The organism is Streptomyces sp. NPDC060002 (assembly GCF_042737245.1).
Classification (GTDB): Bacteria; Actinomycetota; Actinomycetes; order Streptomycetales; family Streptomycetaceae; genus Streptomyces.
Genome location: NZ_JBHWUW010000001.1, coordinates 218,740 through 240,363, shown reverse-complemented (window position 1 = coordinate 240,363; position 21,624 = coordinate 218,740). Strand labels below are relative to the sequence as shown.

The window sequence follows — 21,624 nt, the reverse complement described above, 5'->3', positions numbered from 1 at the left end:
TTCCCCTGCCGCGTGCGGCCGGAGGGCTTCGGATGCGATACTGCGGTCTGTCGTCTGCCGGTCCACGGGGAGTCAGGATGTCTGTCGAGTCGCCTCGGGTGTCCCGCCTCGAACCGTATCTGAACCGGGCCGAGCCCGCCCCGACCTTGCTGAAAATGCTGGTCGGCGTGCAGTTGGCGGGAATCCGGGAGGACGCCGGATTCTCCCAGGACCAGGCCGCGCGGGCCGTCGGGTTCAGTGCGGCGAAGCTGTCGCGCATCGAGGCGGGCAAGGGCCGCAGGCCGCCCGTCGAGGCGGACGTCCGCGCGCTCCTGTCGCTGTACGAGACCGACGACCACGAGGCCTCCGTACTGCTCCGGCTGTTGCGGCAGGCGGGCGAGCCGGGCTGGTGGCAGCGCTACGACAAGCGGCTCATGCCCGAGTGGTTCGACCGGCTGGTCGGTCTCCAGGAGGCGGCCACCGCGATCCGTACCTTCGAGATCCAGTACGTGCCGGGACTGCTGCAGACTCCCGCGTACGCGCGTGCCGTCGTCGAGCGCGGGTTGCCCTCGGCCACGTCCCGGGAGGTCGAGCGCCGGGTGGAGCTGCGGACGCGGCGCACCGAGCTGCTGCGGCGAGCGGACGCCCCGCGGGTGTGGGCGGTCCTCGACGAGTCGGTGCTGCTGCGGGTGCTGGGCGGCCGTGAGGTGATGCGCGAGCAGCTCACGCATCTCGTCGAGCTGGCCGGACTGCCCCATGTCACGGTCCAGGTCGTGCCGCTGGACGTCACGCATGCCTCCGCGCCGGCCATACCGGTCACCTATCTGCGTTTCGGCGGCGTCGATCTGCCCGACGTCGTCTATCTGGAGCAGATCAGGAGCGCGGCCTTCCTGGAGGACCGGGACGAGACGGAGGAGTACCGGGTCGCGCTGGACCGGCTCGCGGACGAGGCCCTCGACCCGCGTGCGTCCATGGCCCTGCTGAGGGAGACGGCTGAGCGGCGCTACGGGACCGCCGCTTTGTGAGGTGAGCCGGCTCAGCCCAGGCGGCCCACACCGCCGAACTCGATCCACTCCCGGGTGAGCTGGCGGGGCGTGACTTCGGTGTCGGGCCGCCAGGTGGAGACCTCCACCAGCCCCGGGTCGAGGATGTCCGTGTCCTCGAAGAACGCGGCGACGTCCTTCTCCTGGCGCACCCGGCCCCAGTGGCCCTGTGTGGCCTTGTTCATGAAGTCGGTGACGAACTCCCTGACCTGGGGGTCCTCACTGACCAGCTGACACATCACCAGGAAGCTGCCGGGTGCGAGGCGTTCGGTCACCCGGCGGACCACGGCCTGCGGTCCGTCGGTGTCGCTGTCGGGGATGCAGTGGAAGACCGAGTTGAACAGCACGGCCACCGGCTGCGAGAAGTCGATCAGCCGCCGGGTGTCCTCGTGCGTGAAGATCGCCTCGGTCTCCCGCAGGTCGGCGTGGATCACGGTGGTCCGCTCGTCCTGTTCCAGCAGCGCCCGGCCGTGCACGAGCACCATGGGGTCGTTGTCGACGTAGACGACGTGCGCGGTCGGGTCGACGCGCTGGGCGACCTGGTGCACGTTGTCCTGGGTGGGCAGGCCGGAGCCGTGGTCCAGGAACTGCCGGATCCCGAACTCCTGCGTCAGGGTCTTCACGACCCGCTGGAGGAAGCGCCGGTTGTTCAGCGCGAGGGCGCGGGTGCTCGGGACGACCTTGTCGAGTTCCTCGCAGGCCGCGCGGTCGGCCGCGTAGTTGTCCTTGCCGCCCAGGTAGTGGTCGTACATGCGGGCGGCTGTGGGGACGGCCGCATCGATCGACGTGGACAGCTGCTTGCCAGGCTGCATCTCTTCCCCCAGAACGCCGCCGTGCCACGGACTGGCGCGGTCGACAACACATCCTAGGGACACGGCAATTGGCGAACCACCCCCTTGATCGACGGTTCCCCTGAAGGTGTCGGCCCAGCCCGACCGCTCCTGGACTACTGGTCCAGTCTCTGGACGTGTGGTCTAATCGGTGTCATGGAATCCCGGGAGACCGAGCGAGACGCGATCCTGCGCGCGCTCACCCCCGTCGTCGACGGGATCGCGGCCACGTTCGGGCCGGTGTGCGAGGTGGTGCTGCACGACTACCGCCGGCCGGAGAAGTCCGTCGTCGCCGTCGCCGGATCGGTGACGGGGCGGACGGTCGGCGGGGCGATGAGCGAGATCGGCATGCGGGTCCTCGCCCGCGGTGGCGACGCCGTCGACGAGCTGAACTACGTCACCCGCACCGGCGCCGGACGGCTGGTGAAGTCGTCCACGATGGTGCTGCGCGACTCCACCGGCGCGGTCTTCGGCGCGCTGTGCGTCAACGTGGACGTCACCGAGGTCGACCGGGTGCAGGGCCTGCTGGCCGCGCTCGCGGGAGCGGCGGGCGGCCGGGCCGAGGCGCCCGTGACCACGTTCGGCGACGACATCGACTCCGTCGTCGACGCCCTGCTCGACGACCGTCTGCGGCGTCAGGGCCAGACCTGGGCCGGCCTCGACCGGTCACGACGGCTGACGCTGTTCCGCAGCCTGGACGAACGCGGCGTGTTCGCCGTGCGCCGCGCGATCGAGCAGGTCGCCGCCCGCCTCGGCATCTCCCGCGCCTCCGCCTACAGCTACCTCGCCCAGGCCAGAGCCACCCACGAGACCGGAGCCGACGGCACCGACAGCACCGTCAGCACCGACGACAACCCCGAGGGAGCACACCCGTGACCACACCCCCGCCGATCACCCTCGACGACGTGCGCGACGCGGCCGCCCGGCTCAAGGGCGTCGCGCACCGCACGCCCGTGCTCCGCTCCCGCACCCTGGACGCCCTGGTCGGCGCCGAGGTCCTGCTGAAGTGCGAGAACTTCCAGCGCGTCGGCGCGTTCAAGTTCCGCGGCGCCTACAACGCGGCCTCCCGGCTGGCCCCCGAGCAGCTCGCCCGGGGCATCGCCGCGTACTCCTCCGGCAACCACGCCCAGGCCGTCGCGCTGGCCGCGCGGGAACTCGGCACCACCGCGGTGATCGTCATGCCCGAGGACGCGCCCCGTTCCAAGCGGGCGGCGACGGAGGGCTACGGCGCCGAGATCGTGACCTACGACCGCTACACCGGTGACCGGGTGGCCATCGCCGAGGCGCTGGCCGCAGACCGGGGCCTGGCGCTGATCCCGCCCTACGAGCACCCGCACGTCATGGCGGGCCAGGGCACCGCCGCGCTCGAACTCCTCGAGGAGGCGGGCGAGCTGGACGCCCTGCTCGTACCGGTCGGGGGCGGCGGACTGATCGCCGGCAGCGCGACCGCCGTCAAGGGACTGCGGCCCGGCACCCGGATCGTCGGGGTGGAACCGGAGGCCGGGGACGACACGAAACGGTCGCTGGAGGCGGGCCGACGGGTCGAGATCCCGGTGCCGCGCACCATCGCCGACGGCCAGGCCCTGAACACGCCCGGAGAACTGACCTTCTCGGTGAACCGGCGGCTCGTGGACGACATCGCCCTGGTCGGCGACGACGAGATCCGCGCGGCCATGCGGTTCGCCTTCGAACGCCTGAAGATCGTCGTGGAACCGAGCGGCGCCACTCCGCTCGCCGCCCTCCTCGCCGGGCGGGCCGGTACCCTGCCCCGGCGCGTCGGCGTGATCGTCTCCGGCGGCAACATCGACACCGGCCGCTTCGCCGAGCTCTGCGGCGGCGCCTGAAACCCGCTACCACCGATTGGCGGCCCCCGCGAGGCGGGCGGAGGATGGAGGGGTGGGGCTCGGCCCCCGACCGGCGACGCCCAGGGCCGCCGGGGAGACCGGTCCCGGGCCGCGCTGAGACGCGGCCGGAAGGAGGGAGCGTCATGATGGAAGTGAAGGCGCTCGAGAAGCCGGACGAGCGGCGCGATTTCCCCCGTGGCCACCTCGAGGCCGTCCATATGACGGGGCTCGACTTCGCCGTGGCGACCTTCGAACCGGGATGGCGATGGTCCGAGTCGCTGGCGTCACTCGCGGGCACCGAGACCTGCCAGATCCACCACAACGGATACGTGGTCCAGGGTCGCATGCACATCACCATGGACGAGGGCGGCGAGGGCGAACTGGGCCCCGGCGACGTCTTCGTGGTGTCCCCCGGCCATGACGCCTGGGTCGTGGGCGACGAACAGTGTGTGGTGTACGACTTCGCCGGGGCGATGGCCAAGGACTACGCGAAGGCGAAGTAGGACCGGGCGGCCAGCCTCAGACCGGCAGCAACCGGCCTACCAGGACGCCGAGTTGGTGCGCGTTGCGGCACTCGTGCATCGCGACCGACTCGGCGTACTCGGGAGCGGCCGAGTCGCCCGTGCCCCACAGGGTGCGGGGCTCCGGGTTCAACCAGTGGACGTGACGGGCCTGTTCGGCGATCTGCCGGAGTGCGGCCAGGTTCGGGTCGCTCATGTTCGTCCGGGCGTCGCCGAGCACGAACACGGTGGTGCGAGGGCCGACCGCCGCACCGTACCGCCGGGCGAACTCGCCCAGGGCGACGCCGTAGTCGCTGCTGCCGTGGTAACCCGTGAGGTCCGCCTCGGCCCGGATGCGGGCACCGAGACCCTCCGGGTCGGCCGCGCCGTGTTCGAGCAGGCCGCTCACCTCGTCGATCCGGTTGACGAAGGCGAACACCCGCACCTTGCTGAACTGGTCGTGCAGCGCCTGCACCAGCAGCATCGTGAAGTCGGAGAAGCCGGACACCGACCCCGACACATCGCACAGCAGCACCAGTTCGGGCCGGGCCGGGCGCCGGCGACGCAGCACGGGCCGCATCGGAACCCCGCCCGTCGAGAGCGAGCCGCGCAGGGTCCGCCGCAGGTCGATGGTGCCGCGGGAGGCCCGGCGGCGGCGCGCGGTCATACGGGTCGCCAGCTTGCGGGCCAACGGCTGCACGGTCCGCCGCAGTTCTGCCAGCCGGTCCTTCCCGGCGTACAGGAAGTCGACCCGGTCGGCGGTCGGCGCCACCGCCCGCCGGGCGATCTCGTCCCGCCCCCGCCGCTCCGCCACCCGGCGCCGCGCCTCCCCGGCCACCAGCGCGCGGAAGGCCTCGATGCGTCGCCGGATCTCGTCCTCGAGGAGCCGGTCGGTGAACCCCACGTCACCGCCCCGGGCGCGGATGTCGTCCCGCACCCGTGCCAACAGCGTCTGTGGGCGCAGGCGTTGCAGCGTCTGGTACGACGACCAGCCGTCCGCGCCCGGTGAACTCCCGTACCCGCCCAGCCCGTCGACGGCCTCGATCGCCAGCCGGCCCAGCAGCTCGGCATTGCCCTCGGCGAGCGCGGCGGCCAGCCGGTCACGCAGGTCGTCCCGGTCGCCGGGCTCGCCCTCGGGCGCGCCGACGCCGTACGGGAAGTACAGGTCGAAGACGGTGTCGAACACCCGCCGCTGGTCGGTGGAGTGCAGCAGCGTGGCGGCCAGCCCCTCGCGCAGCAGTCCACGGTCGGCGAACCCCAGCGCCGCCGCCGCCTCGGCGGCGTCCACCGTCTCGCCGGTGCCGACGCGCAGGCCGTGCGCGCGCAGCGCGGCGACGAAGCCGACCAGCCGGTCGGCGACCTCGGCGCTCACACGGCGTCCAGGTCGAGCTTCGCGCCCGCCTTGAGGATGTCGTCCTGGTGCTTGAGGATCACGCCGAGGCTGATCCGTACGAGGTTCTCGTCCAGGGTGGTGGCGCCGAGCGCGAGCAGGGTGCGCGCCCAGTCGATGGTCTCGGCCACGGAGGGCGCCTTGCGCAGGTCCATCGCGCGCAGCGCGCCGATCACCCGGACCACCGACTCGGCCAGGGCCGCCTCGATGCCGGGCACCTTCAGCCGGACGATCCGCCGCTCCAGCTCCTCCTCGGGGAAGTCGATGTGGAGGAACAGACAGCGGCGGCGCAGCGCCTCCGACAGCTCACGGCTCGCGTTGGAGGTGAGGACCACGAACGGGCGGCGCGTGGCGGTGATCGTGCCGAGTTCCGGGACGGTGACCTGGAAGTCGCTGAGCACTTCGAGGAGCAGTCCCTCCACCTCGACGTCGGCCTTGTCGGTCTCGTCGATCAGCAGGACGGTCGGCTCGTCGCCGCGGATGGCGGTCAGCAGCGGGCGGGGGAGCAGGAACTCTTCGCTGAAGATGTCCGTGCGGGTCTCGTCCCAGGTCTCGTCGCGGCCCGCGCTGATGCGCAGCAGCTGCTTGGCGTGGTTCCACTCGTACAGCGCCCGGGACTCGTCGACGCCTTCGTAGCACTGGAGTCGCACCAGCCGGGCCCCCGCCACCTGGGCCACGGCCTTGGCGAGTTCCGTCTTGCCGACGCCGGCGGGGCCCTCCACCAGCAGCGGCTTGCCGAGCCGGTCGGCGAGGAAGACGGTCGTGGCGACGGCGGGGGAGGCCAGGTAGCCGCTCTCGGCGAGCCGGGCGGAGACATCGTCGACGGACGTGAACAACTTGGCCTCCGGGCGGATCGGGAGCGGTCTCGGCGAGTGTTCGATCACCTATCTAAGCGCTTGTTCACCCCGGTTGTCATCAGCGGTCGGGGCGTTGTCGGTGGCGGGCGGTACGTTGCGATCATGGGTGTGTATCTGGTGAGCGTCACCGCGCAGGACTGGTCGCAGCCCGGCGAGGACGGGTACGGAGACGTCGCGGCCGCGCTGAATACGGAGTTGGAGCGGCGCGGGCTGCCCCCGTACGAGCCGCAGGGGGCCGTACGGGACGCGCCGGGCTGGTTCGAGGAGAAGCTGAGCCCGCCGATGGACGGCTTCGACGAGCTGTGCCGGGCGTGGCTGACCCCCGAGGAGCGGCACACCCTCCTCGACTGGTCGGTCCTCGTCCCGTTCGCCCTGGACGAAGCCGTCGTCCTGCCCGTCGGCTCCGCGTACACGGACGAGACCCCGGTCGTCGGAGCGCCGCACGTCCTCGCGCTCGCCGAGCGGCTCGCCGGGGCCCTCGGTCTGCCGCTGGACCTGGTCCCGGCGCCCCTCGGCAACCTGGAACTGACCTTCTGGTTCCTGGAGGGCGAGGCGGAGAAGGCCGCCGCCGGCCGGCCGGGCCCCTGGGCCGACGACCTGGCCACGGCGTTCTACACGGCGCTCTATCTGCGCGCCGCCCAGTTCTCGCTACGGCACGGCTGCCCGATGACCTATTGCTGAGGTCACCGGAACGCGGCCGCGTTGCGCCGTGCCCAGTCCTCGAAGGTGCGCGGAGCGCGGCCCAGGACGCGTTCCACGTCCGGGCTGACGAGCCGCTCGGCGGGCGTCGGTTCGCCGAGGATGGACAGGGTGGTCTCGACGACCGGCTCCGGCATGAACGCCAGCATCTGCTCGCGTGCCTCTTCTCGGGTCTGATCGACGAACCGGACCGGCTCGCCGATCGCCCTGCCGATGGCCTCCGCCCGCTGTCGGGGCGTCGTGGGGGCGGGCCCGGTCAACTCGTGGACCCGGCCGTGGTGTCCCTCCTCCCGCAGCGCCACCGCGGCGACCTCGGCGATGTCGGCCGGGTCGACGGTGGGCAGACCGACGTCGCCGAAGGGGGACGCGACGGTGCGGTGGGCGCGGACCGGCTCCGCCCAGGCGTAGGCGTTGGAGTGGAAGCCGCCCGGCCGCAGGATCGTCCACTCCAGCCCCGACTCCCGGACGGCGTCCTCGATCGCGCCAGCCAGGGCGCCGTGCGACTCCGACTCCGGCCGGGTCGCCACCCCTTGGGAGGACAGCAGCACCACCCGGCCGACCCCGGCGGACTTGGCGACGTCGAGCAGATCCCGCGGCCTGAGCAGATGGATGCCGCCGCCGCCGTTCTGGAGGAACAGTGCGTCGGCCCCGTCGAGCACCGGCCGCAGGCTCTCCACGTCGATGAGGTCCGAGCGCACCGCCCGTACACCGTCCGGGACTTCGGCGTCCGAGATGTTCCGGGACGTGGCGGTCACCCGCTCGCCCGCTGCCGCCAGAGAACGGACCAGCTCACGGCCGACGTTCCCGGTCGCCCCCGTCACCACGATCATGGGTAACTCCTTTTTCGGAATGGGTTGTTGACGTTGCTGAGCGACGCTAACACCGCCGGTATAGTAGGTACCCAGAGGAAAGTGACTTCCCCGAGGGGTGCACATGACCGGCGACCCGACCGATCCCGAACTCGCCTGCCCCATCGCCCCCGTCGTGGACATCGTCTTCAGCCGCTGGACCACACCGATCCTGTGGACCCTGCACGCCCGCGGCCGTCAGCGGTTCGGCGAGCTGGAACGCGCGATCACGAACATCACCCCCAAGGTGCTGACCCAGCGCCTGCGCCAGCTGGAGCGCGACGGCCTGGTGGTGCGCACCTACCACCCGGAGGTGCCCCCGCGCGTCGAGTACGAGATCAGCGAACTCGGCCTCAGCCTGGCCCCGCTCTTCGCCCACCTCGCGGACTGGGCCACCGGCAACCTGCCCAAGGTGGCGCAGGCCCGGGAGGGGTACGACGGGAGAGAGTGAACCGGCCCGGGGATCTTCGCGATCTCCGGGCCGCGCGGTCGGGGGCGCTCAACCGACCAGGATCACCTCCAGGGTGCGCGGGCCGTGCACCCCCTCCACCCGGTCCAGCTCGATGTCACTGGTCGCCGAAGGACCGGAGATCCACGTCAACGGGCGGGCCGGGTCGAGCCGTTCGAGAGCCTGCGGCACGGACGACACCACCTGCTCGGGGACGCGCACCACACAGATGTGGTGGTCCGGGACCAGGGTGATCCGGCGCCGCCCCTGGTCGGGACCGCCGTCCAGCACGATCGTCCCGGTCTCGGCGACCGCCACCGCGCACGCCGTGACCACGCTGTCCACCCGGTCGAGTTCGTGCGCGTCGCTCTCCACCCGGTCCGCCACCCGGGCGGTGTCCGCCTCCGCCAGCCACGCCTCGTCGAGGCCGGGCGGCACGAGCACGGTCGCCGACTTCCGCTCCATGAGCAACCGGGCCAGCACGGACGGCAGTTCACCTTCGCCGCACCGGTGCACGACGGCCCGGTAGTCCGCCAGGTTCTCCGCCAGCAGCTCGACCGTCCGCTCGGCGCTCCGGGCGCCGTGCTCGCGCAGATAGTCGCGCGCGACGGCTTCCCCGTACGGCTGGTCGTCCTGCGGCACATCGGCCAGCGCGCGCCGCACCCGGCCCAGAATCCGCTCCCTGCTGCTCACTTCGCCCTCCCCTCGGTGGTCCCGCCGTTCGTACGCTGCCACCAGTCGCGGAACGGCTCCGCGGGCACCGCCGGCAGATCCCGCGTCCCGCTCCACGCCTTGCCGGGGCCGGGCAGCGTACGAGGATGGAACCGGCGTGTCCGGGACGCCAGCCGCTGCCCGGCGCGCAGGGCGCCCGGCCGGCCGAACGCCCAGCGCGCCGCCCGCATCGCGGCCCGTTCGGCGGCATGGCCCCTGGCCGGCTTCAGCACCACCTTGTTGCCCTCCCGCGTCACCGGGCCGCCCTGGACGACCCGTTCCCGCAGGTGCACCAGCACCTCCGGGATGTCGATGGCCACCGGGCACACCTCGTAGCAGGCGCCGCACAGCGACGAGGCGTACGGCAGGGAGGCGTCGATCTCGCTCCCGGTGCCGCGGAGCTGGGGGCTGAGGATCGCGCCGATCGGGCCCGGGTAGACCGAGCCGTAGGCATGGCCGCCGGCCCGCTCGTACACCGGGCACACGTTCAGACAGGCGGAGCAGCGGATGCAGCGCAGGGCCTGGCGGCCGACCTCGTCGGCGAGGGTGTCGGTGCGTCCGTTGTCCAGCAGCACCAGATGGAAGGTGCCGGGGCCGTCGCCGTCCGTCGTGCCCGTCCAGGTCGACGTGTACGGGTTCATGCGCTCGGCCGTCGAGGAACGGGGGAGCGTCTGGAGGAAGACCTCCAGATCCCGCCAGGTCGGCACGATCTTCTCGATGCCGACGACGGAGATCAGCGTCTCGGGGAGGGTGAGGCACATCCGCCCGTTGCCCTCGGACTCCACGACCACCAGGGTGCCGGTCTCGGCGACCATGAAGTTGGCGCCGGAGACGCCGACCTTGGCGCGCAGGAACTTCTCGCGCAGGTGCAGGCGTGCGGCGTCGGCGAGTTCGGCGGGGGTGTCGGTCAGCCCCTCGGGGGCGGGGCGGCCCCACTCGCTCATCTCGCGGGCGAAGATGTCCCGGATCTCGCCCCGGTTGCGGTGGATCGCGGGGACCAGGATGTGGGACGGCCGGTCCTTGCCCAACTGCACGATGAGCTCGGCGAGGTCGGTCTCGTAGGCGCGGATGCCCTCCGCCTCCAGCGCCTCGTTCAGTCCGATCTCCTGTGTGGCCATGGACTTGACCTTGACGACCTCCGACTCGCCGGTCTCCTTGACCAGGCCGGCCACGATCCGGTTGGCCTCGTCCGCGTCGGCGGCCCAGTGGACGATGCCGCCCGCCGCCGTCACCGACTCCTCCAACTGCACCAGGTACCGGTCGAGATGACGCAGCGTGTGGTCCTTGATCTGCTTGCCCGCCTCCCGCAGCTCCGCCCAGTCGGACACCTCGGCCACGGCGGTCGCCCGTTTGGCCCGGATGGTGTGCGTGGCGTGCCGCAGGTTCGCGCGCAGGGTCTGGTTGCCGACCGCCTCGTGCGCGGCCTCGGGGAAGGCCGGCATTCCTACGAACGTCCCGCTCATGACGCCGGCTCCTGCTCCGTGCTCGCCAGGATCTCCGCGATGTGCACGGGCCGCATGCCGGTCTCCAGCCGGGTCATGGTCCCGCCGATGTGCATCAGGCAGGAGTTGTCCGCCGCGCACAGCACCTCGGCGCCCGTCGACTCGGCGTTGCGCACCTTGTCGGCGCCCATCGCCGCCGAGACGTCGGAGTTCTTCAGCGCGAAGGTGCCGCCGAAGCCGCAGCACTCGTCGGCCCCGGGCAGCTCCACCAGTTCCAGCCCCTTGACCGCCTGGAGCAGCCGCCGGGGCCGCTCCCCGAGACCCAGCCCGCGCAGCCCGTGGCACGTCGGGTGATAGGTCACCTTGTGCGGGTAGTACGCGCCCACGTCCGTCACCCCGAGCACGTCCACCAGGAACTCGGTGAGCTCGTACGTCTTCGGGACCACCGGCGCCAGGGTGGCGGCGAGGGTGTCCCCGCGTCCCTCGGCCCTGGCCCGCTCGCCCATCCGCGGATACAGCTCCCGCACCATCGCCCCGCACGACCCGGAGGGCGTCACGATCGCCTCGTACTCTCCGAAGACATCGGAGAAATGCCGGGCGAGCGGCTCGGCCTCATGGCGGTAGCCGGTGTTGTAGTGGGCCTGGCCGCAGCAGGTCTGGGCCATCGGGAAATCGACCTCGACGCCCATCCTGGTCAGGAGTTTCACCACGGCACGGCCGGTCTCCGGATAGAGCGTGTCGTTGACACAGGTCAGGAACAGTGCGACACGCATCGCGGCTCCTTGCGGGTAGGTCATCGGATGAGTGCAGAGTAGCCCGGTGCGGTGGCCCGGGGGAGGCCCCGGCTCACCGCGTGGCGAGCCGGGCCTCCGCCTCGCACCACCGTTCGGCGTCGCCCTGCGGCTCGTAGCGCGTCAGGGACTGCGTACGGGCGAGCAGCCGGCGCATGTCGGCACGGTCGCCGGCCAGTCCGTGCGCCCGCGCCTGGACGAGCACGTTGCCGAGGGCTGCGGCCTCCGTCGGACCGGCCACCACCGGCAGCCCGCACGCGTCGGCGGTGAGCTGGCACAGCAGCGTGTTGCGGGTGCCGCCACCGACGATGTGCACGACGTCGACGGGATGGCCGGCGAGCCGCTGGGCGTCCTCGACGGCCCGTCGGTGGGCCAGGGCGAGCGAGTCGAGGATGCACCGGGTGATCTCCGCGGGCGAGACGGGCACCGGCTGCCCGGACACGCGGCACGCCTCGGCGATCCGCTCCGGCATCCGCCCGGGAGCCAGGAACGCGGCATCCCCGGCGTCCACCACCGAGCGCAGAGCGGGCACGGTGGCCGCCTCCCGCAGCAGCCCGCCCAGATCAGGGTCGCCCCAGGCCCGCAGGCACTCCTGGAGGAGCCACAGCCCCATGATGTTGCGCAGGTAGCGGACCGTGCCGTCCAGCCCGAGCTCGTTGGTGAAGTTGGCGGCCCGGCTCTCCTCGGTGAGCACGGGCGCCGTCAGCTCCAGGCCGGCCAGCGACCAGGTGCCGGTGCAGATGTAGGCGAACCGTTCGCCGGTCGCCGGGACGGCGGCCACGGCGGAGGCGGTGTCGTGCGAGCCGACCGTCGTCACCGGCACGGGCCCGGTCAGCCCCGTCTCCTCCAGCACCTCCGCCCGCAGCAGCCCCGCCGGGTCGCCGGGCCGCCGCAGCGGCGCGAACAGCTCCAGGTCGATGCCCAGCCGGGCGGCGAGGTCGTACGACCAGTCGCCCGTCGCGGGATCGATCAGCTGGGTGGTGGAGGCGTTGGTGAGCTCGGTGCCCTGCTCACCCGTCAGCCAGTACGCCAGCAGGTCGGGGATGAGCAACAGGCGCCGGGCGTGGGCCAGTTGCCGCGTCTCGCGGGCCGCCGTCAGCTGGTAGAGGGTGTTGAAGGGCGCGTACTGGAGCCCGGTGGCCGCGTAGAGCTCGGCCGCCGGCACGGTCGCCCACACCTTCTCGGCGACCCCCTCGGTGCGGGCGTCCCGGTAGTGCACCGGGTTGCCGAGGAGGCTTCCGTCGGCGTCGAGCAGGCCGTAGTCCACGGCCCAGCTGTCGATGCCGACCGAGTCCACCTGGCCGGCCGCCCGCAGCCCGGCCAGCACCCCCGCGTACAGGGACAGCACATCCCAGCGCAGTCCCTCGGGAACCCGGACCGGCCGGTTGGGGAAGCGGTGCGCCTCCGCCAGCTCCAGCGAGTCCGGGCTCACCCGGCCGACCATGACGCGCCCGCTGGACGCGCCGAGGTCGACCGCCGCGTACGACCGGACGGCCGTCACCGGAGGAACGCGGCCGCCACACCCGCGTCGACGGGGACGTGCAGTCCGGTGGTGTGGGTGAGTTCGCCGCCGGTGAGCGCGAAGACCGCGTTCGCGACATGGTCCGGCAGCACCTCGCGCTTGAGGATGGTCCGCTGCGCGTAGAACTCGCCGAGCTTCTCCTCCTCGATGCCGTAGGTCGCGGCCCGCTGCGCGCCCCAGCCGGCCGCGAAGATGCCAGACCCGCGCACCACGCCGTCCGGGTTGACGCCGTTGACGCGGATGCCGTGCTCGCCCAGCTCGGCGGCCAGCAGCCGCACCTGGTGGGCCTGGTCGGCCTTGGTGGCGGAGTAGGCGATGTTGTTCGGGCCGGCGAAGACGGCGTTCTTCGACGCGATGTAGACGATGTCGCCGCCCAGCTCCTGCGCGATCATCACCCGCGCCGCCTCACGCGAGACGAGGAACGATCCGCGGGCCATGATGTCGTGCTGAAGGTCCCAGTCGCGCGCCGACGTCTCCAGCAGCGGCTTGGAGATGGAGATCCCGGCGTTGTTGACGACGAGGTCGACCCCGCCGAAGGCGAGCGCTGCGGCCCGGAAGGCGCCGGCGATCTGCTCCTCGGAGGTCACGTCGACGGTGACGGCGACCGCCCTGTCGGCCCCGCCGAGCTCCTCGGCGACGGCGGCCGCGGTCTCGGCGTTCAGATCGGCGACCACGACACACGCGCCCTCGGCGACCAGCCGCCGGGCGATGGCCTTGCCGATCCCGCTGCCGGCGCCCGTGACCAGGGCCACCCGGGTGGCCAGCGGCTTCGGCGCGGGCATCCGCTGGAGCTTGGCCTCCTCCAGGGCCCAGTACTCGATGCGGAACTTCTCCGACTCCTCGATCGGCGCGTACGAGGACACCGCCTCCGCGCCGCGCATCACGTTGATCGCGTTGACGTAGAACTCGCCGGCCACGCGCGCGGTCTGCTTGTCCTTGCCGAAGGAGAACATGCCCACGCCCGGGACCAGCACGATCGCCGGGTCGGCGCCGCGCATGGCGGGCGAGTCGGCATCGGCGTGCCGCCGGTAGTAGGCGGCGTACTCCTCGCGGTACTCGGCGTGCAGCTCCTTCAGCCGCGCGACCGCGTCCTCCACCGTGCCGGCGGGCGGCAGGTCCAGGACCAGCGGCCGCACCTTGGTCCGCAGGAAGTGGTCGGGGCAGGAGGTGCCGAGCGCGGCGAGCCGCGGGTGCTCGGCCCGGGCCACGAAGTCGAGCACGGCGTCGGAGTCGGTGAAGTGCCCCACCTGGGGCCGGTCCTGGGAGGCGATCGCCCGCACGTACGGCGCGAGGGCGGCGGCCCGCTCCCGCCGCTCGTCCTCGGGCAGCGCCTCGTAGCCCGCGAGGACCGGTCCGAACGGATCGGCCTTCCCCTTCTCGGCGAGGAAGGCCTCGGCGGTCCTGATGATGTGCAGCGAGTTGCGCTCGCACTCCTCGGAGGTGTCGCCCCAGGCGGTGATCCCGTGTCCGCCGAGGACCACACCGATGGCCTGCGGGTTGGCCGCCTTGATGGCGGCGATGTCCAGCCCCAGCTGGAACCCGGGCCGCCGCCAGGGCACCCACGCGACCGCGTCCCCGAAGCACTCGGCCGTCAGCTTCTCCCCGTCGGCCGCGCAGGCGAGCGCGATCCCGGAGTCGGGGTGCAGATGATCGACGTGGGCTGCGTCGACGAGCCCGTGCATGGCGGTGTCGATCGAAGGCGCCGCCCCGCCCTTGCCGTGCAGGCAGTAGTCGAACGCGGCGACCATCTCGTCCTCGCGCTCGACGCCCGGGTAGACGTCCCGCAGAGCCCGCAGCCGGTCGAGCCGCAGCACGGCCAGCCCGGTCCCGGTGAGGGTGCCCAGGTCTCCACCGGACCCCTTCACCCACATCAGCTCGACGTCCCCACCGGTCACGGGGTCGGTGTCGGTGCCCTTGGCGGAGGTGTTGCCGCCGGCGTAGTTGGTGTTACGGGGATCAGCGCCGAGCCTTCGGGACCGGCCGAGGAGGGCGGCGGCTTCGGGGTGGGTGGTCATGCAGATTCCTTACTTCTGGAACGCGGGTGAGGGGGGCGCCCGAGAGGGGCGCGGGGCTCTGTCGGTATGCGGCTCCCGCCGCGCGGGCGCGACCAGCCACGACGGGCCCGCAGTCCGCGACGAACAGGTGAAGGCAGAGGCCTACGCGCCCCAACCGGCCTGCTCCCCTCCCACCCGCTCAGCGACGATCTTCTCGGCCCATCCGGACGCCCGGTAAGCGGCCATGGGGTCGGGGTCCAGCCCCGACTCCTCCCGCACCTCACGCAGCAGTGGACGTACGTCCGTGTTGTACGCGTCCATCACCACCGCGTTCGCCTCCAGCACATCACCGGAGGCCTGCGCGGCGGCCAACGCCGACCGGTCGACCAGCAGCGCCTTCGCCGTGGCCTCCTGCACGTTCATCACGGAGCGGATGATCGCCGGGATCTTCGCCTCGATGTTGTGGCACTGGTCGAGCATGAACGCCACATCGGAGGTGAACCCGCCCCCGCGCACGACCTCGTACATGATCCGGAACAGCTGGAACGGGTCCGCGGCACCCACCATGAGGTCGTCGTCCGCGTAGAACCGCGAGTTGAAGTCGAACCCGCCGAGCTTCCCCTCACGCAGCAGCGTGGCGACGATGAACTCGATGTTGGTGCCGGGCGCGTGGTGCCCGGTGTCCACCACGACCTGCGCCTTCGGCCCGAGCTTCAGGCAGTGCGCGTACGCCGTGCCCCAGTCCGGCACGTCCGTGGAGTAGAAGGCGGGCTCGAAGAACTTGTACTCCAGCAGCATCCGCTGCCCGTCCCCGAGCCGCTCGTACACCGCGGAGAGGCCCTCGGCGAGCCGGTCCTGGCGCTCCCGGAGGTCGTCCTGGCCGGGATAGTTCGTGCCGTCGGCGAACCACAGCTTCAGATCGGCGGAGCCGGTCGCGTCCATGATGTCGACGCACTCGAGCAGATGGTCGAGAGCCTTGCGCCGCACCGCCGCGTCCGGGTGGCAGACGCTGCCCAGCTTGTAGGCGTCGTCCTGGAAGGTGTTGGAGTTGATCGCCCCCAGCTTCACCCCGCGGTCCTCGGCATGTTTCGCAAGTGCGGAGTAGTCCTCCACCTTGTCCCACGGGATGTGCAGGGCCACGGTCGGGGCCGCGCCGGTGAACAGATGCACCTGCGCCGCGTCGTCCAGTTTCTCCTGCGGGGTGCGCGGGACGCCCTCCTGGGCGAACACCTTGAAACGGGTGCCTGAGTTCCCGTACGCCCACGACGGCGTCTCGACGGCCTGGGTCTTCAGCGCGGCCTTCACCGCGGCGAGGTCGGTCACTTCGGGCTCCTGTGACATCGGTCCGGAACAACTCCCGGATGAAACGATTCAGAACGGGAAGCTATGAGGCCGCGGGGAGAGTGTCAACCCCTCCGGGTCGCACCGTTGTCCGTGACCGCCGCGTGAACTTCGGCTATCGAAAACTTTTCGAGACGTACCCATTGACGTGACATGGCCCGGATGCCTAACGTCCCGGCAATCCAGTTGAAACCTTTCACGACGCCGTGAGGGCACGTCCCGGGCGTCGTCGAGGAGCCATCCATGACCTACCCGTCCGACGCGGGACCGGCCCCGGTGCTGGCGTTGAAGGACGTAACCAAGTCCTTCGGCGCCGTGCGCGCCCTGCGGGGCGTCTCCCTGGAGCTGTACCCCGGCGAGGTGCACGCCCTCGCCGGCGAGAACGGCGCGGGCAAGTCCACGCTCATCAAGGCCCTCGCGGGAGTGCACCGACCCGACGCGGGCCGGGTGCTGCTCGACGGCGAGCCCGTCGTCTTCCACGGCCCAGGCGACGCCCGCGACGCCGGTATCGCCGTGATCTACCAGGAGCCCACGCTCTTCCCCGACCTGTCGATCGCCGAGAACATCTTCATGGGCCGCCAGCCCCGGCGCGCCCTCGGCCGCATCGACCACAAGGCCACCCACGCGGCCACCGCCGCCCTGATGCGGCGCCTCGGCGTCGAGCTCGACCCCGACCGTCCGGCGCGCGGCCTGTCCATCGCGGACCAGCAGATCGTCGAGATCGCCAAGGCGCTCTCCTTCGACGCCCGGGTCCTGATCATGGACGAGCCGACCGCCGCTCTCACCGGCAGCGAGGTCGCCCGTCTCTTCGGCGTCGTGCGCACCCTGCGTGAGCAGGGCGCGGCGGTGCTGTTCATCTCGCACCGGCTGGAGGAGATCTTCGAGATCTGCCAGCGGGTGACCACCCTGCGCGACGGCGCCTGGATCGCCAGCGAGCCGCTGGCGGACATGACCGAGGACGACCTGGTCCGCCGGATGGTCGGCCGCGACCTGGACGAGCTCTACCCCAAGCAGGACGTGACACCGGGCGAGGTCGCCCTCAGCGTCCGCCGGCTGACCCGGGAAGGCGTCTTCACCGACGTCTCCTTCGAGGTCCGCCGCGGTGAGATCGTCGGCCTCGCCGGACTCGTCGGCGCCGGGCGTACGGAGGTCGCCCGAGCGGTCTTCGGCATCGACCGCTGGGACGCCGGAGAGGTCACGGTGGACGGCCGCACACTGACGAACGGCGCACCCTCGACCGCGATGGCGGCCGGCCTCGCGCTGGTCCCGGAGGACCGGCGGGCCCAGGGCCTGGTGATGGACATGTCCATCGAGCGCAACATCGGCCTGACCGGCCTGCGGACGACTGTGAAGGCAGGCCTGATGGACCGCGGCGCCGAGCGCAGCCGCTCCCTCGACTGGGCGGTCAAGCTCCAGGTGAAGTACGCCCGGATCGCGGACACCGTCAACACGCTCTCCGGCGGGAACCAGCAGAAGGTCGTGCTCGCCAAGTGGCTGGCCACCGGCCCCAAGGTGCTCATCGTCGACGAGCCGACCCGCGGCATCGACGTCGGCACCAAGGCCGAGGTGCACCGGCTCCTCAGCGAGCTGGCCGCCGACGGGGTCGCCGTCCTGATGATCTCCTCCGACCTGCCCGAGATCCTCGGTATGGCCGACCGCGTGCTGGTGATGCACGAGGGCCGGCTCGCCGCCGAGATCCCCCGCACCGAAGCCACCGAGGAAACCGTGATGGCCGCAGCCACCGGGAGGGCCGCCGCATGACGGTGACCACCTCCCACGAGGCCCCCGTCGCCGAGGTGCCGAAGTCCAGCGGCACCCGGCTGGTCGACCGCGTCTTCAAGATGCGCGAACTCGCCATCCTGGTCGTCTTCCTGGTGATGATCGCCGTCACCCAGGCCGGAAACAGCGAGTTCCTGTCCGAGCAGGGCATCAAGGACCTGCTGCTGAACGCGACCATCCTGGTGCTGGTGGCCACCGGCCAGTCCCTGGTCGTCATCACCCGCAACGTCGACCTGTCGGTCGGCTCCACCCTGGGCATCAGCGCCTTCGCCGCCGGTACGTATCTGCACGGCGGCGGCGACCCGGTGATCGCGATCGTGCTGGCGGTCCTGCTGGGCGTCGGCTTCGGGCTCCTCAACGGCCTGCTGGTCAGCCTCGGTCAGGTGCCCGCCCTCGTCGTCACCCTCGGCACGCTGTACATCATCCGCGGTATCGACTCCATCTGGGTCGGCTCCCGCCAGATCACCGCCGCCGACCTGCCGAACTCGTTCGTCGACTTCGGCTCCGGCGGACTCTCGGCCGTGCCGTGGCTGGCGCTCATCGCACTCGCCGTCCTCATCGCCACCGCGTACTGCCTCAAGCACTTCGGCAGCGGCCGCGAGCTGTACGCGCTCGGCTCCAACCCGGAGGCCGCCCGGCTCGCCGGCATCCCGGTCCGCAAGCGGATCCTCGCCGCGTACACCTTCTGCGGCGGCCTCGCCGGCCTCGCGGGAGCGATGTACCTGGCCCGGTTCGGCAACGTCGACTCCGGGACCGGCAACGGCTACGAACTCACCGTCGTCAGCGCGGTCGTGGTCGGCGGCGTCGTCTTCACCGGCGGCTCCGGCAGCGTCTACGGCGCGGCCCTCGGCGCGCTGCTGCTCACCTCCATCAACAGCGTCCTGCCCGCGCTCGGCGTCAGCTCGGTCTGGGTGCTCGCCATCAACGGCGTGCTGCTCCTGCTGGCCATCGCGGTCGACCGGGTCGTCGCCCTGCGGGTGGCGTCCGCGCTGAAGAAGAAGTCGGCCGCGGCCAGGACCACCACCGCCCCCGAGAAGACCACCGTCAAGAAGGGAGACGCCGGCCATGCCTGAGTCGCTCACCCGCGCCGTCCGCTGGGACACGGTCGTCGGCGCCCTCCTGATCGTCCTGCTGCTGTTCTCGTTCTCCTTCGTGGACGGCTTCGGCAACGCCCTCAACCTGTCGTTCCTGATCGGCAACACCCTGCCCATCGCGCTCATCGCGCTGCCGATGACCCTGCTGGTCGTCTCCGGCGAGATCGACCTGTCCGTCGCCTCCACCGCCGGGCTGTCCGGCGCGGTGATGGGCGCCCTGTGGAACCAGGGCCTGACGATCGAGGCGATCATCCCGGTCTGCCTGCTGCTCGGCGTGGTGTGCGGGCTGGTCAACGGCCTGCTCGTGACCCGCCTCGGGCTACCCTCGCTCGCCGTCACCATCGGCACCATGGCCGCCTACCGGGGCATCGCGCAGATCGTGCTCGGCTCCGACGCGGTCACCGACTTCCCCACCCAGTACCTGGACTTCGCGGCCGGCCGGCTCGGGGACACCTTCCTCCCGCAGGCCTTCCTGCCCTTCGTCGTCCTGCTCGCGATCGCCGTGGTCGTCCTGCACGCCACCCCGTTCGGCCGCTCGCTGTTCGCGATCGGCGCCAGCGAGGAGGCCGCCCGCTTCGCCGGCATCCGGGTCAGGCGGCACAAGCTGATCCTGTTCACGGTGACCGGCTTGCTGGCCTCCCTCACCGGCATCTTCTGGGCCCTGCACTACGCCAGCGCCCGCTACGACAACGCCACCGGCCTCGAACTCTCCGTCATCGCGGCCGTCCTGCTCGGCGGTATCGACTTCGACGGCGGCAGGGGCACGCTCGGCGGCGCGATCGCGGGAGTCTTCCTGCTCGGCGCCGCGCAGAACGTGATGAGCCTCCAGGACGTCTCCGCGCAGTCGCAGATCGTCGTCACCGGCGTCCTGCTCGTCGTCTCCGTGCTCGGCCCCCGGGTCGCACGGCAGATCTCCGTCGCACGGGCGGGCCGTAGAGCCACGGCCCCGACTCCGACGGCTTAACTCCGCCTCGCACACCTCGTAAAGGAACCCCGTGATGCGTAAGTCATCCCTCCGTCGTGCCTGTGCGGCCCTCGCCGCCGTCTCCTCCCTCGCGCTCGCCGCCACCGCCTGCGGCGGCACGACCAAGGAGGACGTGAAGAACGAGAGCACCGGCGCGGCCGTCCCGGCCGGCAAAGCCGACCCGAACGCGGCCACCAAGAAGGGCCTGACCGTCGGCTTCCTGCCCAAGCAGGTCAACAACCCCTACTTCACCAGCTCCGACAAGGGCGGCGAGGCGGCTCTGAAGGAGCTGGGCTCCAGCTACAAGGAGGTCGGCACCAACAGCGGAACCGACACCTCCGGCCAGGTCTCCTACGTCAACACCCTGACGCAGCAGCAGGTCGACGCGATAGCCGTGTCCGCCCAGGACCCGGGCGCCCTGTGCACCGCGCTCAAGCAGGCCATGAGCAACAAGATCAAGGTCGTCACCTACGACTCGGACACCAACCCCGAGTGCCGCAACGCCTTCGTCTCGCAGGCGTCCGCCGAGGACCTGGGCCGTACCGAGGTGCAGCTGCTCGCCGAACAGATCGGCTACAAGGGCGAGATCGCGATCCTGTCCGCCGCGCAGACCGCGACGAACCAGAACACCTGGATCGACTTCATGAAGGACGAGCTGAAGGACGCCAAGTACAAGGACATCAAGCTCGTCAAGGTCGCGTACGGCGACGACGACGCCCAGAAGTCCTTCCAGCAGACCCAGGGCCTGCTCCAGGAGTACCCGAACCTGAAGGGGATCATCTCCCCGACCACCGTCGGCATCAAGGCGGCCGCCCAGTACCTGTCGGGCTCCAAGTACAAGGGCAAGGTCAAGCTGACCGGCCTCGGCACCCCGAACGACATGCGCACCTACGTCAAGAACGGCACCGTCGAGGCCTTCGAGCTGTGGGACCCGGCCAAGCTCGGCGCGCTGGCCGCCCAGACGGCGGTGGCGCTGGTCTCGGGCCAGATCACCGGCGCGGAGGGCGAGACCTTCAAGGCCGGCGGCACCACGTACACCATCGGCAAGGACGGCGTGATCAGCCTCGGCAAGCCGACCGTGTTCGACGCCAAGAACATCGACCAGTTCAACTTCTAGTCACCGCTCGACGGTCGCTTCAACCCCCCACGAAGGAGCGGTACTTCATGCAGCGCGTCTGTTTCCTGCTCAAGGTCCGTCAGAACCGGCTGGCGGAGTACCGCGAACGTCATGCCGCCGTGTGGCCGGAGATGCTGGAAGCTCTCTCGGCCACCGGCTGGCACAACTACTCCCTGTTCCTGAGAGACGACGGCCTGCTCGTCGGCTGTCTGGAGACCGAGGACTTCGCCGCCGCCCAGGCCGGCATGGAGGCCACCGACGTCAACGCCCGCTGGCAGGCGGAGATGGCCCCGTTCTTCGAGTCCCTCGACGGAGCCCGGCCCGACGAGGCGATGAAACCTCTCACCGAAGTGTTCCACCTCGCCTGACACCCCCGTCCCCTCCGTTCCCTTCCGTTTCCCTCTGTTCCTCTCCGTTTCCCGCTCTCGCAG

General features: G+C 71.3%; 21 protein-coding genes. 11 read left to right on the top strand and 10 right to left on the bottom strand.

Annotation, left to right across the window (positions count from 1 at the left end):
* Positions 1–77: 77 nt before the first annotated feature.
* On the top strand, positions 78–1,004 hold the full coding sequence (locus ACFWBD_RS01050) for a helix-turn-helix domain-containing protein (protein WP_385660805.1): 927 nt from the start codon (positions 78–80) through the stop codon (positions 1,002–1,004).
* Between the two features lie 11 nt (positions 1,005–1,015).
* Here ACFWBD_RS01050 and ACFWBD_RS01045 read toward each other — a convergent pair whose 3' ends face one another.
* Complete coding sequence (locus ACFWBD_RS01045; protein ID WP_385660803.1) at positions 1,016–1,834, bottom strand: SAM-dependent methyltransferase; 819 nt, start codon at positions 1,832–1,834, stop codon at positions 1,016–1,018.
* A 174-nt stretch (positions 1,835–2,008) separates the two neighbouring features.
* Between ACFWBD_RS01045 and ACFWBD_RS01040 the strand changes: the two genes are divergently transcribed.
* The 3 genes from ACFWBD_RS01040 (at position 2,009) to ACFWBD_RS01030 (ending at position 4,199) form a co-directional block, all read left to right on the top strand.
* On the top strand, positions 2,009–2,728 hold the full coding sequence (locus tag ACFWBD_RS01040) for a transcriptional regulator (protein ID WP_385660800.1): 720 nt from the start codon (positions 2,009–2,011) through the stop codon (positions 2,726–2,728).
* A complete protein-coding gene (locus ACFWBD_RS01035) occupies positions 2,725–3,696 on the top strand; it encodes a pyridoxal-phosphate dependent enzyme (protein ID WP_385660797.1) in 972 nt (323 codons plus the stop codon). The genes ACFWBD_RS01040 and ACFWBD_RS01035 overlap by 4 nt, the downstream gene beginning before the upstream one ends.
* A gap of 143 nt (positions 3,697–3,839) precedes the next feature.
* Positions 3,840–4,199 (top strand): cupin domain-containing protein, encoded by a 360-nt coding sequence (locus tag ACFWBD_RS01030; RefSeq protein ID WP_385660794.1) that lies wholly within the window; start codon positions 3,840–3,842, stop codon positions 4,197–4,199.
* A 16-nt stretch (positions 4,200–4,215) separates the two neighbouring features.
* On the opposite strand, the gene ACFWBD_RS01025 is transcribed toward ACFWBD_RS01030, so the two are convergent.
* Both ACFWBD_RS01025 and ACFWBD_RS01020 read right to left on the bottom strand, forming a co-directional pair.
* The gene (locus ACFWBD_RS01025; RefSeq protein ID WP_385660791.1) at positions 4,216–5,568 is read right to left on the bottom strand and encodes a VWA domain-containing protein; all 1,353 of its coding nucleotides are present in this window, start codon (positions 5,566–5,568) and stop codon (positions 4,216–4,218) included.
* Complete coding sequence (locus tag ACFWBD_RS01020) at positions 5,565–6,422, bottom strand: AAA family ATPase (protein ID WP_385660788.1); 858 nt, start codon at positions 6,420–6,422, stop codon at positions 5,565–5,567. Before ACFWBD_RS01020 ends, ACFWBD_RS01025 begins: the two co-directional genes overlap by 4 nt.
* A gap of 123 nt (positions 6,423–6,545) precedes the next feature.
* On the opposite strand from ACFWBD_RS01020, the gene ACFWBD_RS01015 reads away from it, so the two are divergent.
* Positions 6,546–7,124: a hypothetical protein gene (locus tag ACFWBD_RS01015; protein WP_385660785.1), complete on the top strand. Its 579-nt coding sequence runs from the start codon at positions 6,546–6,548 to the stop codon at positions 7,122–7,124.
* Positions 7,125–7,126: 2 nt separating this feature from the next.
* Here ACFWBD_RS01015 and ACFWBD_RS01010 read toward each other — a convergent pair whose 3' ends face one another.
* Complete coding sequence (locus ACFWBD_RS01010) at positions 7,127–7,972, bottom strand: NAD(P)H-binding protein (RefSeq protein ID WP_385660782.1); 846 nt, start codon at positions 7,970–7,972, stop codon at positions 7,127–7,129.
* A gap of 103 nt (positions 7,973–8,075) precedes the next feature.
* On the opposite strand from ACFWBD_RS01010, the gene ACFWBD_RS01005 reads away from it, so the two are divergent.
* Positions 8,076–8,441 (top strand): winged helix-turn-helix transcriptional regulator, encoded by a 366-nt coding sequence (locus ACFWBD_RS01005; protein ID WP_384114793.1) that lies wholly within the window; start codon positions 8,076–8,078, stop codon positions 8,439–8,441.
* Positions 8,442–8,489: 48 nt separating this feature from the next.
* On the opposite strand, the gene ACFWBD_RS01000 is transcribed toward ACFWBD_RS01005, so the two are convergent.
* From ACFWBD_RS01000 to rhaI, 6 genes are all read right to left on the bottom strand, one after another.
* Positions 8,490–9,131, bottom strand: coding sequence for a lactate utilization protein C (locus ACFWBD_RS01000; protein WP_385660778.1), 642 nt, complete (start codon positions 9,129–9,131; stop codon positions 8,490–8,492).
* Positions 9,128–10,612 carry a LutB/LldF family L-lactate oxidation iron-sulfur protein gene (locus ACFWBD_RS00995; protein ID WP_385660775.1) on the bottom strand — a complete coding sequence of 495 codons (1,485 nt, stop codon included), beginning with the start codon at positions 10,610–10,612 and terminating at the stop codon, positions 9,128–9,130. The genes ACFWBD_RS01000 and ACFWBD_RS00995 overlap by 4 nt, the downstream gene beginning before the upstream one ends.
* Positions 10,609–11,364 (bottom strand): (Fe-S)-binding protein, encoded by a 756-nt coding sequence (locus tag ACFWBD_RS00990; RefSeq protein WP_351756764.1) that lies wholly within the window; start codon positions 11,362–11,364, stop codon positions 10,609–10,611. Before ACFWBD_RS00990 ends, ACFWBD_RS00995 begins: the two co-directional genes overlap by 4 nt.
* A gap of 73 nt (positions 11,365–11,437) precedes the next feature.
* The gene (locus ACFWBD_RS00985) at positions 11,438–12,826 is read right to left on the bottom strand and encodes a rhamnulokinase family protein (RefSeq protein ID WP_385661490.1); all 1,389 of its coding nucleotides are present in this window, start codon (positions 12,824–12,826) and stop codon (positions 11,438–11,440) included.
* Positions 12,827–12,879: 53 nt separating this feature from the next.
* Complete coding sequence (locus ACFWBD_RS00980; RefSeq protein ID WP_385660773.1) at positions 12,880–14,919, bottom strand: bifunctional aldolase/short-chain dehydrogenase; 2,040 nt, start codon at positions 14,917–14,919, stop codon at positions 12,880–12,882.
* 141 nt (positions 14,920–15,060) lie between these two features.
* Positions 15,061–16,221 (bottom strand): L-rhamnose isomerase, encoded by a 1,161-nt coding sequence (gene rhaI, locus ACFWBD_RS00975; RefSeq protein ID WP_385660770.1) that lies wholly within the window; start codon positions 16,219–16,221, stop codon positions 15,061–15,063.
* 261 nt (positions 16,222–16,482) lie between these two features.
* Between rhaI and ACFWBD_RS00970 the strand changes: the two genes are divergently transcribed.
* The 5 genes from ACFWBD_RS00970 to ACFWBD_RS00950 are packed head-to-tail and all read left to right on the top strand — an operon-like array spanning position 16,483 to position 21,561.
* A complete protein-coding gene (locus ACFWBD_RS00970; protein WP_385660767.1) occupies positions 16,483–18,000 on the top strand; it encodes a sugar ABC transporter ATP-binding protein in 1,518 nt (505 codons plus the stop codon).
* Positions 17,997–19,091 carry an ABC transporter permease gene (locus ACFWBD_RS00965; RefSeq protein ID WP_385660765.1) on the top strand — a complete coding sequence of 365 codons (1,095 nt, stop codon included), beginning with the start codon at positions 17,997–17,999 and terminating at the stop codon, positions 19,089–19,091. The genes ACFWBD_RS00970 and ACFWBD_RS00965 overlap by 4 nt, the downstream gene beginning before the upstream one ends.
* Positions 19,084–20,076 (top strand): ABC transporter permease, encoded by a 993-nt coding sequence (locus ACFWBD_RS00960; RefSeq protein WP_385660762.1) that lies wholly within the window; start codon positions 19,084–19,086, stop codon positions 20,074–20,076. The genes ACFWBD_RS00965 and ACFWBD_RS00960 overlap by 8 nt, the downstream gene beginning before the upstream one ends.
* Before the next feature lie 34 nt (positions 20,077–20,110).
* Entirely contained in the window at positions 20,111–21,193 is a 1,083-nt protein-coding gene (gene rhaS, locus ACFWBD_RS00955; protein WP_385660760.1) for a rhamnose ABC transporter substrate-binding protein, read from the top strand.
* A gap of 47 nt (positions 21,194–21,240) precedes the next feature.
* Positions 21,241–21,561, top strand: a complete 321-nt coding sequence (locus ACFWBD_RS00950) for an L-rhamnose mutarotase (protein WP_385660758.1) — start codon at positions 21,241–21,243, stop codon at positions 21,559–21,561.
* The last annotated feature ends 63 nt before the right edge of the window (positions 21,562–21,624 follow it).